This is a genomic window from Flavobacterium psychrotrophum (genome assembly GCF_003403075.1).
Classification (GTDB): domain Bacteria; phylum Bacteroidota; class Bacteroidia; order Flavobacteriales; family Flavobacteriaceae; genus Flavobacterium; species Flavobacterium psychrotrophum.
Map to the genome: position 1 here is coordinate 860,068 of NZ_CP031557.1, position 10,930 is coordinate 870,997.

7 protein-coding genes are annotated in these 10,930 nt (G+C 43.3%); 2 read left to right on the plus strand and 5 right to left on the minus strand.

Annotated features, from left to right (window positions below; all coding sequences use genetic code 11):
* The first annotated feature begins 182 nt into the window (after positions 1 to 182).
* On the plus strand, positions 183 to 2,039 hold the full coding sequence (locus DYH63_RS03710) for a sialate O-acetylesterase (RefSeq protein WP_240409057.1): 1,857 nt from the start codon (positions 183 to 185) through the stop codon (positions 2,037 to 2,039).
* A gap of 199 nt (positions 2,040 to 2,238) precedes the next feature.
* Positions 2,239 to 3,270 carry a LacI family DNA-binding transcriptional regulator gene (locus tag DYH63_RS03715; RefSeq protein ID WP_116787527.1) on the plus strand — a complete coding sequence of 344 codons (1,032 nt, stop codon included), beginning with the start codon at positions 2,239 to 2,241 and terminating at the stop codon, positions 3,268 to 3,270.
* On the opposite strand, the gene DYH63_RS03720 is transcribed toward DYH63_RS03715, so the two are convergent.
* The 5 genes from DYH63_RS03720 to DYH63_RS03740 all read right to left on the minus strand — a co-directional run bounded on the left by DYH63_RS03720 (position 3,271) and on the right by DYH63_RS03740 (position 10,860).
* Positions 3,271 to 4,629, minus strand: coding sequence for an MFS transporter (locus DYH63_RS03720; RefSeq protein WP_116787528.1), 1,359 nt, complete (start codon positions 4,627 to 4,629; stop codon positions 3,271 to 3,273).
* A gap of 24 nt (positions 4,630 to 4,653) precedes the next feature.
* Positions 4,654 to 6,060 carry a glucuronate isomerase gene (gene uxaC / locus DYH63_RS03725; protein ID WP_116790732.1) on the minus strand — a complete coding sequence of 469 codons (1,407 nt, stop codon included), beginning with the start codon at positions 6,058 to 6,060 and terminating at the stop codon, positions 4,654 to 4,656.
* A 13-nt stretch (positions 6,061 to 6,073) separates the two neighbouring features.
* A complete protein-coding gene (gene uxuA, locus DYH63_RS03730) occupies positions 6,074 to 7,240 on the minus strand; it encodes a mannonate dehydratase (protein ID WP_116787529.1) in 1,167 nt (388 codons plus the stop codon).
* Between the two features lie 8 nt (positions 7,241 to 7,248).
* Positions 7,249 to 8,070, minus strand: coding sequence for an SDR family oxidoreductase (locus DYH63_RS03735; RefSeq protein WP_116787530.1), 822 nt, complete (start codon positions 8,068 to 8,070; stop codon positions 7,249 to 7,251).
* A gap of 165 nt (positions 8,071 to 8,235) precedes the next feature.
* Positions 8,236 to 10,860, minus strand: a complete 2,625-nt coding sequence (locus tag DYH63_RS03740) for a glycoside hydrolase family 3 C-terminal domain-containing protein (RefSeq protein ID WP_116787531.1) — start codon at positions 10,858 to 10,860, stop codon at positions 8,236 to 8,238.
* Positions 10,861 to 10,930: the final 70 nt, after the last annotated feature.

Sequence of the window (10,930 nt, forward strand, 5' to 3'; positions counted from 1 at the left end):
TTTGGGTTAGTTAATTGAATTTATTTTTAAAAAGTGTGTAACGGGTGGTCATTCACCCGTTATGCTGTTTATAGAGGTGCCAATTTTTATATATTTAAACTATGATGAAAAGCAATTTCATAAAACACATTTTACTTTTTACAGTTTTACTGTTTCAGTTTACTGTCTTAGCTCAAATAAGGTTGCCAAAGCTTATTAGCAATGGCATGGTGCTGCAACATTCAGAAAAATTAAAAATATGGGGCTGGGCAGCACCGGGCGAAACCGTAATGCTGGCCTTTGAAGCTAAAACCTATAAGGCAACGGCTAATGCTACAGGAGAGTGGGTAATAGCCTTGCCACCTCATAAACCCGGAGGCCCATACAGTATGGTGTTTAGGGCGAGTAATGCCGTAACGGTAACTAACATCCTTTTTGGCGATGTATGGTTGTGCAGTGGGCAGTCGAATATGGAACTGGGTATGAACCGCCTTATGGATACCTATCCGGAAGAAGCTACTGCGGCTAACGATAACATAAGACAGTTTTTAGTACCCGATGTACCGGTGTTTAAGGGCAGGCAGGCAGACCTTGAAGCTGGTAAGTGGGATGCCGTGAGCAGCGCTACAATAGCTGATTTTTCGGGTGTAGCTTACTTTTTTGCGAAAGCGCTTTATAAAAAATATCATATTCCAGTGGGTATAATCAATTCTGCACTGGGTGGGTCTCCTGCACAGGCCTGGATAAGTGAAGACGGATTAAAAAAATTTCCTGGCTATTACAGCGAACTCCAGGAGTTTAAAGGCGATAACCTTATTGCTAAGATTAAAGAAGAAGATAAAAACAACTCTGCCTCATGGCATAAGGAACTTAATGCAAAAGATATCGGCCTAAAAAATGACTGGAAGAAAGCAGATTTTGATGATAGCAAGTGGGATGATTTTACACTTCCCGGTTACTGGGCAGATGGCGCAGCGGGTAATGTAAACGGTGCTTTTTGGTTCAGAAAAACGATAGATGTTCCGCCCGGTATGGCAGGCAAAGCAGCCAGGCTGGAACTGGGCAGGATTGTAGATGCCGATTCAGTTTTTGTTAACAATGTGTTTGTAGGCAATACCACCTACCAGTATCCGCCAAGAAAGTATAAAATAGATGCCGGCATTTTAAAGCCTGGTAAAAATACCATTGTGGTGCGGGTAATAAATAGTGGCGGTAAAGGAGGCTTTGTGTTAGACAAGCCTTACAAACTTTATGCAGGTAGTGATACCATAAACCTTGCAGGTGCCTGGAAGTACAAACAGGGGTGTACTATGCAGCCTGCTAAATCGCAGACATTTTTTACAACTAAAGCGGGCGGATTGTACAATGCCATGATTGCACCATTACAAAATTACACCATAAAAGGAGCACTGTGGTACCAGGGTGAATCGAACACCGCTAAACCGGACGAGTACTTCGAGCTGATGAAGACCCTTATTGCCGACTGGCGTTCAGGTTGGGGTAAAGAATTTCCGTTCTTGTATGTACAGTTACCTGGATTTATGGATGAGAAGAAGGAACCGGGCAATAGCAACTGGGCTACGCTGCGCGACGGGCAGGCAAAATTACTTTCAGTTAAGAATACTGCGATGGCAGTAACCCTGGATCTTGGAGAATGGAATGACATTCATCCGCTTAACAAGAAAGACGTAGGCGAAAGGCTGGCACTTAATGCAGAAAAACTGCTATATGGAGATAAGAGTATTGTGGCAAGCGGCCCTACTTTAAAAACCATAAAACGGGAAGGCAGTAAGCTCATACTTACTTATGAAAATGTAGGTACAGGGCTTACCATTAAAAATGGTGGTGCACTTAAATACTTTGCCATAGCCGGTAAAGATGGAAAATATGTTTGGGCAAAAGCTGAAATTAAAGGCGAAAATCAGGTAGTGGTATGGAGCGATGCAGTTATAGATCCTGTGTCTGTTTCGTATGCGTGGGCAGATAATCCTGCTACAGCAAATTTGTACAATAAGGAGGGTTTGCCTGCTGCGCCGTTCAGGAAAAGTGCTAAACAATAAACGAATAATTTTGGATGGTTTTGAAATGAAGAAAACCTAAAATTTGGCGAATATAATTTCTGATAAAATAAAAAAAATTGTAACATTGTTGTAAGTTGCTAAACATTGTTATGTTTTGCATAAAATCATGAGATGATTTTATTTTTTCAGGAAAACGTTATAACCAAATCAGGTTTTTTAAACGAAACCACAAGTATTTATGAGTAGCATTACGATAAAGGATATTGCAAAGGCTTTAAATTTTTCTGTTTCTACAATTTCCAAAGCGTTAAACAACAGCTACGAAATAAGTCCGGAAACCAAGAAGATAATAAATGATTATGCCAAAGCCAATAATTACAGAATTAACAGGCTGGCAAAAAGCTTAAAAGTAGGGCACACAAATTCCATTGGGGTTATTGTGTGCTCTTATTTTAGCAGTACTTTCCTTGCGCAGATACTCGATGGCATACAAAAAGCATCTCAGGAATCTGGCCATGATATCATTATAATGCAAAGCTTTGAGAATGTAGATACCGAGAAAGCCTGCCTTGAGTCACTTATTTCTAAAGGTGTAGACGGCATACTTATGGCTCCTGTAAGCGAAACCTCAAACTCTGATTTACTTAAAGATATCAATCAAAATCATTGCCCTATTGTATTATTCGACAGGATTAACTCGGGCATCCAGACAACAAAAATAGGCGTTAACGAATATGAAGGTTCGCTAAAAGCCACACAGCACCTTATAAACATCAACAGAAAGAGGATCGTGTTTATAACGGGCGATAAGTTTGGCGAAAATAACCCAAGGATACTGGGGTATAAAAAGGCGCTGAAAAATCTTGATATCCCGTTCAACCAGCGGTATATGATACACTGCAATCTTGAAAATACCGAAGAGATGGATGCCAGGATAAGTAGCTCTATTAAGGAACTTATGGAGCTAAGCATCCGCCCGAATGCGATATTTGGCGCTACCGATGTTATTACAACACGCACACTGGGCATCTTAGCCGGCCTCAACATCAAAGTGCCGGAAGAACTGGCCGTTATTGGCTTTGCCAATACAGATATTGCTTTTTCACTAAATCCATCTTTATCTACCATCAGGCAGCCCGCCCGGGAAATGGGTTATCTGGCTCTTACAAAGCTTGTAGAGATTATAGATGCGCCTAATAAAAGACAGCACAAGTTTGAAACGGTACTATTAGAAACCTCGATCCAGTTAAGAAAATCGACCGGAATGTAGTTACAGGCGTACAATCTTCATCTTAGGTACAAGTAGTTTCATTACCATCCAGGCAAAAAGATAAGAAAAGGCACATATTGTAAATACAATGGTGTAACCGGTGCTTATGCTTCCAACAGATTTATAGTAGTCAAAAATTCGTCCCACAAAAAAGGACATCAGGGCACCGCTAAGGCCGCCCGCCATGCCACCAATACCCGTAACACTTGCCACAGCCGCCTTAGGAAACATATCTGATACCGTGCTGTATACATTTGCAGACCATGCCTGGTGTGCCGATGCACCCACACCTATAAGTAGTGCAGGAACCCAGTATGACAAATGACCAAAAGGCTGTATGAGCAAAATCAACAATGGGAAAAAAGCGATGATCAGCATAGCTTTCATGCGTCCGTCATAAGATGCATAGCCTTTATTTATAAAATACATAGGGAACCATCCGCCACTTATGCTGCCCACCATAGTTAATGTATAAAGCACAGCAAGAGGCAGGGTTATCTCGGTAGGGGTTAGGTTAAACTGCGTGGTAAGGTAAGAGGGCAGCCAAAACAGAAAAAACCACCACACACCGTCGGTAAGGAATTTACCTGCTGTATAGGCCCACGTTTGCCTGTAGGTAAGCAGTTTTAGCCAGTTTACTTTTATTTCGGGTTCAGGTTCAGATATTTTATCAAAAACAGTATCGCTGGCTATGTATTCGAGTTCTTCTTTAGAGAGCCTTTTTTGTTTTAACGGGGTATCATAATAGTACAGCCAGAAAATAAGCCATACAAAGCCCAGTGCCCCAATAATAATAAACGAGCTTTGCCACCCAAACGTATAGGCCAGCCAGGGCACGGTAAGCGGTGCAAGGATGGCACCAATGTTAGAGCCCGAATTAAAGATGCCTGTGGCAAGGGCACGTTCCTTTTTAGGAAAGTATTCTGCGGTGGCCTTGATGGCTGCCGGAAAATTAGCCGATTCTCCCATTCCCAGCACCAGGCGCGACACGATAAAGCCCAGTACCGAAACAGATATTGCTGAAATACCAATGAGTCCTAAAACGTTTGCGGAAAAAGATCCGATTTCTAAAGCAAAAGCGTGCATCATAGCGCCCAAAGACCATACTATTAGTGCAATAGTATAGCCTTTTTTAACGCCCAGTTTATCTACAAAACGACCTGCCAGCAGCATAAAAAATGCGTATGCCAACTGAAATACCGCTGTTATGGTTCCGTAATCAGAGTTAGACCAGCCAAATTCTTTTTCCAGTACAGGATGCAGCAGGCTTAGTACCTGCCTGTCTAGATAGTTAATGGTAGTGCCAAAAAACAGCAGTGCGCAAATGGTCCACCTGTATTTTCCTGTAGTATTTTTCATTGGTTGTCTGGTTCCGTTTCCGGATTATAAATTAAAGTAATTTTTGGCATTATTGTAGCATATATCTGATATAATGCTGCCTATCCAGTTAATGTCATTTGGCAGGTAACCCTTACGGATGTCTTCTGCAAAAAGGTTGCACAGCAGCCTCCTGAAATACTCGTGACGTGAGTACGACAGGAACGAGCGCGAATCTGTAAGCATACCAATAAATGTGCTTATCAATCCCTGGTTAGAGAGCGCATTTAGCTGTTTTGTCATGCCGTCCAGCTGGTCTAAAAACCACCACCCAGACCCAAACTGAATTTTGCCACGTATTCCTTCACCCTGAAAGTTGCCTGTCATGGTTGCAAAAAGCGTGTTATCTGCGGGGTTGAGGTTGTAAAGTACAGTCTTCGCCAGTTTTCCTTCCTGTTCTAAATGGTTAAGAAAGGCAGCCAGCGTCTCGCCCTGTTTGTAGTCGCCTACGGTATCATATCCGGTATCGGCACCCAGTACCAAAACCTTGTGTGCATTAGCATTGCGCAACGCCCCTAAATGGAATTGCTGTACCCAGCCTTTGTAAAAATATAATTTAGACAATTCAGACATTACATAAAAAGTAAAAGCATCTTTAATATCAATGTTTTTTATGCTATCTCCTTGTAAAACAGATTTTAATATGCTGTTTAAGTCACTTACAGAATAGCTGCCTTTTGGTGGAATACGGACAAGCCCGTGATCTGACGTTACACAACCTGCCGCATCAAAATAATCTATACGGATGCGGTAGGCTTCCATTAGAGATCCGAGGTCGTTAATTATAATACCCGAAACTTCACTAAGCTTTTGAACATACGTTCTGAACTCTTCTGCCTGGTGGATGTTAAATATCTTATCAGGACGAAAAGAGGGTAGCACCTTAGTTTTTAACGAGCTTTCTTTCAATGCAAGATGATGTTCTAAAGTATCTGTAGGATCATCTGTGGTACCTACCATTGCTACATTAAAATGTTGCAGCAGTCCCTGTGTAGAAAAACCGTCAGATTGTAACAGCTCTCCTGTAATATCATAAATGCGGTCTGCGCTATTACCATTTAAAAGCTCCTGGATACCAAATGGGTTTTTAAGCTCCATGTGCGTCCAGTGAAACAGCGGGTTGCGCAATGTATGCGGTACAGTCTCAGCCCATTTCCGGAACTTTTCCCTGTCCATAGCATCTCCAGTTATATAGCGTTCTTCAATACCAAGCGCACGCATGGCACGCCATTTATAATGGTCGCCCTTAAGCCAGATATCAGTTATATTCTCAAACTTTTTATCGGCGCTAATTGCGTCCGGTGGAAGGTGTGAGTGGTAGTCTACTATTGGCTGGTTTTTGGCAAAGCCGTGGTATAACCGCTCTGCGATATCAGACTGAAGGATAAAATTCTCAGTTAAAAAATATGACATATCCATTAGAGTATTATTGGCCCATAATGCCAAGTTCAAGCCCCCTTAATTCGGCAAGCCCCCGCAATCTACCAATAGCAGAATAGCCCGGATGTGTAACCTTGTTAAGGTCGTCCAGCATTTGGTGGCCATGATCTGGCCTGAAAGGGATAGGGGTGCTTCGTTTACTGTTTTCGGCTACTATAGCTTTCATTACAGCATACATATTTACATCACCGTCAAGGTGGTCTGCTTCATAAAAATTGCCCTGTGCATCCCTCTTTACGTTACGCAGGTGTATAAAATGTACACGGTGTTTTACGGCATCAAATAGGGCAGGGATATCATTATGTGCACCTGCACCTAACGAACCCGTGCAGAAACAGATACCATTATACTGTTCGTTAACACCATTGATGATAAATTCAAGATCTTCTTTATTGCTGGCTATCCTGGGCAGCCCTAAAATAGGGTAAGGCGGGTCGTCAGGGTGGATGGTCATTATAATACCTTCTTCTCTACAAACATTACCTATAGCATTAAGGAAAAACAGCAAATTTTGGCGCAGGCCGTCAAACCCTATTTTTTGGTAGGTATCAATACTTTCTTGCAAGCTGGCTAAGGTTATGCTGTCTTCGCCTGGAACACCCATTAGTATCACTTCGGTAAGCGTTGCTTTTTCTTCAGCAGAAATTGTTGCATTGCGCTCTGCGGCTAATTCTAAAATAGCCTCAGGATATTCTGTAGCGGCATTTTCCCTTTTAAGGATATAAATATCAAAATAAGCCAGGTCTGACCAGTTAAAGTACAATGCCTTAGAGCCGTCTGCCATTTCAAGGTCAAGCTTGGTACGGGTCCAGTCCAGCACCGGCATAAAGTTGTAGCATACGGTCTTTAGGCCGCAGGTACTCAGGTTTTTTAGCGACTGCCTGTAGTTGTCCAGGTATTTTTCGGCATCCTGTGTTCGGGTTTTTATTGCCTCGTGCACAGGTACACTCTCTACTACAGACCATACAAGGCCGGCATCTTCTATTTGTTTTTTTCTTTTTAAAATTTCTTCCACAGTCCATACAGCGCCGTGGGCTACATGGTGCAGTGCAGATACTATGCCGGTGGCTCCTGCCTGTTTTACATCTTGCAGGCTCACAGTATCATCCGGGCCATACCATCTCCATGTTTGTTCTAATTTATTTGCTCCCATAATTAAAATTATACGCCGCTCCAGGCATTAAAACCACCATCTACAAAAATTCTTTCGCCGTTAACAAAACCAGATGCATCGCTCAGCAGATATACTAACGTACCTGCTAATTCCTGCGGGTCACCCAGGCGTGAAAACGGTGTACCGCTTACAAACTTCTGTGCTCTTTCGGTAAAGCTGCCATCAGGGTTGGTAAGCAGGGTACGGTTTTGCTCAGTAAGGAATACCCCCGGGGCAATACAGTTAACACGCACCTTATCGCCATAACGAAGCGACATTTCAGAAGCCATCCATTTTGTGTAGCCGTCTACGCCGTGTTTGGCAACATTATAGCCCAGTCCGCGTGTAATGGCCTGGCTCGCGGCAAGCGATGATATGTTTACGATAGATCCTTTACCTTTTTCGGCAATTACACGGCCAAAAATATGGGTAGGGATAATGGTACCGTACAGGTTAAGCTCTATGGCTTTTATGGTATCTGTTATATCCGAATCAAACAGGTTCTGGTCCGGGCCAATGGTTGCACCGGGAATATTGCCCCCTGCTGCATTTACAAGGCCATCAATCGTACCAAAACGTGCAAGTATCTCTTCCCGTGCACGGATAACCTCATTTTCATCCAGTACATTAGCTGTTACAGCAATGGCTTCGGCGCCCAGTGCCTCTGCCTGTGCCACACGCTCTTTTGCCCTTTCTTCATTTCGGCCTAAAATGGCTATTTTTCCTCCGGCTTCTGCAATGGCTTTTATGAACGATTCGCCCAAAACGCCCGTGCCGCCCGTTACCACAATCACTTTTCCGCGAAGGGAAAATGTATCTATAACACTCATTAAAAAGGTTGTATTTCTAGTTATTTGATGGTTCAATATTACTCTGATATTTTTGTAAACATCAGGTTTTTCAGGATTATCCGCGATAACGTATTCGTAATTTTGCTATGCTCTTAATATCCGGATGCTATCGCGTTTTTCAGTCTTTAAATCGCATAGGCCTGGTTATTTTATTGCAATGGTTTTAGAAACAATATTGCTTTGCGATTTGTTTGGCTCATCAGGCTGGTGACCGCCTACAGCAATTTCAATATTGCCTTTAAATTGGGCTGCTGTGCCGTTTTCTTTAATATATGAGAGGTCATCCGGAGTAAGGATAAACTGCACAGTTTTGCTTTCGCCGGGTTTCAGGTTCAGCCTTTCAAAACCTTTCAGTGCTTTAAGTGCCGTTTTTATACCGTTGTCTTTATTGATTAGGTATAATTGAGCCACCTCGTCGCCGGCACGTTTTCCTGTATTGGTAACCTTTACAGATACGGTAGCGTCTTTACCCTTTTGAGCCTTTGATATCTTAAGGTCATCATACTTAAAAGTGGTGTAGCTAAGGCCAAAGCCAAAGCCGTAAAGCGGTGTGCCTTTAAAGTAACGGTAAGTGCGGTTTTCCATGCTGTAATCAGTAAACGAAGCTAAGTCGGCATCGCCTTTATAAAATGTAACCGGCAAACGCCCTGACGGATTATAATCGCCAAACAGGATATCTGCTACAGCAGTGCCCGCAGCCTGTCCGCCATACCATGCATTTAAAATAGCAGGTATATGCTCTGACTCCCATGGTGTGGCAATGGCACTTCCTGTCATCATTACAAAAACTACGGGTTTTCCGGTGGCATTGCAGGCTTTCATTAATTCGGTTTGTATTGCGGGCAGGAGTATAGAGGTACGGTCGCCCCCCTCAAAACCGGGGTCATCTACCTTCATTTCCTCACCTTCAAGCTGTGGAGAAATACCTCCTATAACAATAAAAGTATCGGCATCTTTGTGTTTATTGACTAATGCAGTAAGATCATTTTTAAAGTAGTTACCTGCCCCCAGTTTTACATTGGCCTTGCCATCGCCCTGCCAGTATTCTACCACAATGCGGTAGGTTGTGGTTTTCTCAGCCTTTAGTTCATAGGTTTGTGCACCCCAGCGGTTACGCGCCCAGGCATCTATTACTGTTTTTCCGTTAATAATAAGGCGATACCCATCGTCTGCATCCATCTCAAAAGTAATGGCGCCATTGGCAGCAGGCTTAAAATCGGTACTATAACGTGCAGAAAAATCACGCGCCTTAATGTTACCGGCCACCACTTGGCCTTCCTGCCAAAAGTGGTCTATGTTACTTTCCTGCCTTGTGGTTTCGGGTGTGCCGCTAAGTTTAGTGTTGTTAAAATACTCTGCCTTAAAGCCCTGCTTGCCATCATGCGAATATTGGTTGGATAAATCGGTATATTTTAGCAGGTTGCTATTCGTAAAGTTTACAGCCTTTTCATATACCACTTCGGTACCGCTGCCCACTTTGTCTTTTATACCCTGTAGCACTGTGGTAAGTTTAGACGGGATGCCATTGTAATTGCCCAGTATGGCTATTGGGTTATCGGCATTTGGCCCAAGCACTACAATCTTTTTAAGCTTTTTGCTTAATGGTAGTGTGTTGTTCTTATTCTTTAGCAATACCATAGACTGATGTGCCATACTAAGCGCGTGTGCTTTATGCGGTTCACTTTCTAATACAGAATCCGGTGTTTGCGCATATTTAACCATAGATGCGGGGTCGAACATTCCCAGCTGAAAACGCACCATAAACAGGCGTTTTACCGAAATGTCGATTTGGGCTTCGCTGATCTTTTTGTCTTTTACTGCCTGTACCAGTGCTTTATAAGCATCGGTGCCGCAATCAATGTCTGTACCGTGAAATACCGCATCGGCAGCAGCAGATTCTGCATCGGGGTGTGTTTTGTGATTTTTAAAAAAATCGTCTATAGCCCAGCAGTCAGAGGTTACATAGCCGTCAAACTTCCATTGGTTGCGTAAAATATCAGTCATTAATATGTCGCTTGCACAACAGGGCTGCGTCCTGAAGGCATTGTAAGCGCACATAACGCCAATAACCTTCGATTGTGTTACCAGCTTTTTAAATGCCGGTAGGTAGGTGTCCCAAAGATCGTAAGCACTGGCATCGGCATTATACACGTGCCTTAAGGCTTCTGGCCCGCTGTGCACCGCATAGTGCTTGGCACAGGCTGCCGCCTTAAGGTATTTTGGGTCGTCACCCTGAAGCCCGCGCACAAAGGCGTCGCCCAGTGCAGCAGTAAGATAGGGGTCTTCTCCATAGGTTTCCTGTCCGCGGCCCCAGCGTGGGTCACGAAAAATATTAATATTAGGTGTCCAGTAGGTAAGGCCAAGATAACGCTCGTTAGTACGGCCTGTTGCTACGGCTTTATTGTATATGGCCCTGCCTTCCAGGGCACTGTAATCGGCCATGGTAAACAAGGCATCTTTATTAAAAGTAGCTGCCATGGCAATAGCCTGCGGGTAAACGGTTACCTTAAATGGGGTACGTGCTACACCGTGCAGGGTTTCGTTCCACCAGTCATAGGCAGGTATGCCCAGGCGGGGTATGGCAGGCGACGCATTTAGCATTTGTGATACTTTTTCCTCTAATGTCAGGCGGCTTACAAGGTCGGTTACACGCTGCTCAAAGGTTAGGCCGTAATCCTGATAAGGATATTTTGTGTCCTGAGCATTAGCGTTACTAAGCGTAAATAATGCTGAAAGTAAAAAGAGGTATTGTCGTAATTTTAGTGTCATAAATATTGGTTTGTACTTTCAGGATGTGTATCATGCCATATCCTGAAAATTGGAGTAATTCAAAAGTAGG

What these genes read in the sequence shown, in the direction of transcription:
- DYH63_RS03740 (WP_116787531.1), bottom strand. Translation starts at nt 10,860, where the DNA reads ATGACACTAAAATTACGACAATACCTCTTTTTACTTTCAGCATTATTT.
- DYH63_RS03735 (WP_116787530.1), bottom strand. Translation starts at nt 8,070, where the DNA reads ATGAGTGTTATAGATACATTTTCCCTTCGCGGAAAAGTGATTGTGGTA.
- DYH63_RS03720 (WP_116787528.1), bottom strand. Translation starts at nt 4,629, where the DNA reads ATGAAAAATACTACAGGAAAATACAGGTGGACCATTTGCGCACTGCTG.
- uxuA (WP_116787529.1), bottom strand. Translation starts at nt 7,240, where the DNA reads ATGGGAGCAAATAAATTAGAACAAACATGGAGATGGTATGGCCCGGAT.
- DYH63_RS03715 (WP_116787527.1), top strand. Translation starts at nt 2,239, where the DNA reads ATGAGTAGCATTACGATAAAGGATATTGCAAAGGCTTTAAATTTTTCT.
- uxaC (WP_116790732.1), bottom strand. Translation starts at nt 6,060, where the DNA reads ATGTCATATTTTTTAACTGAGAATTTTATCCTTCAGTCTGATATCGCA.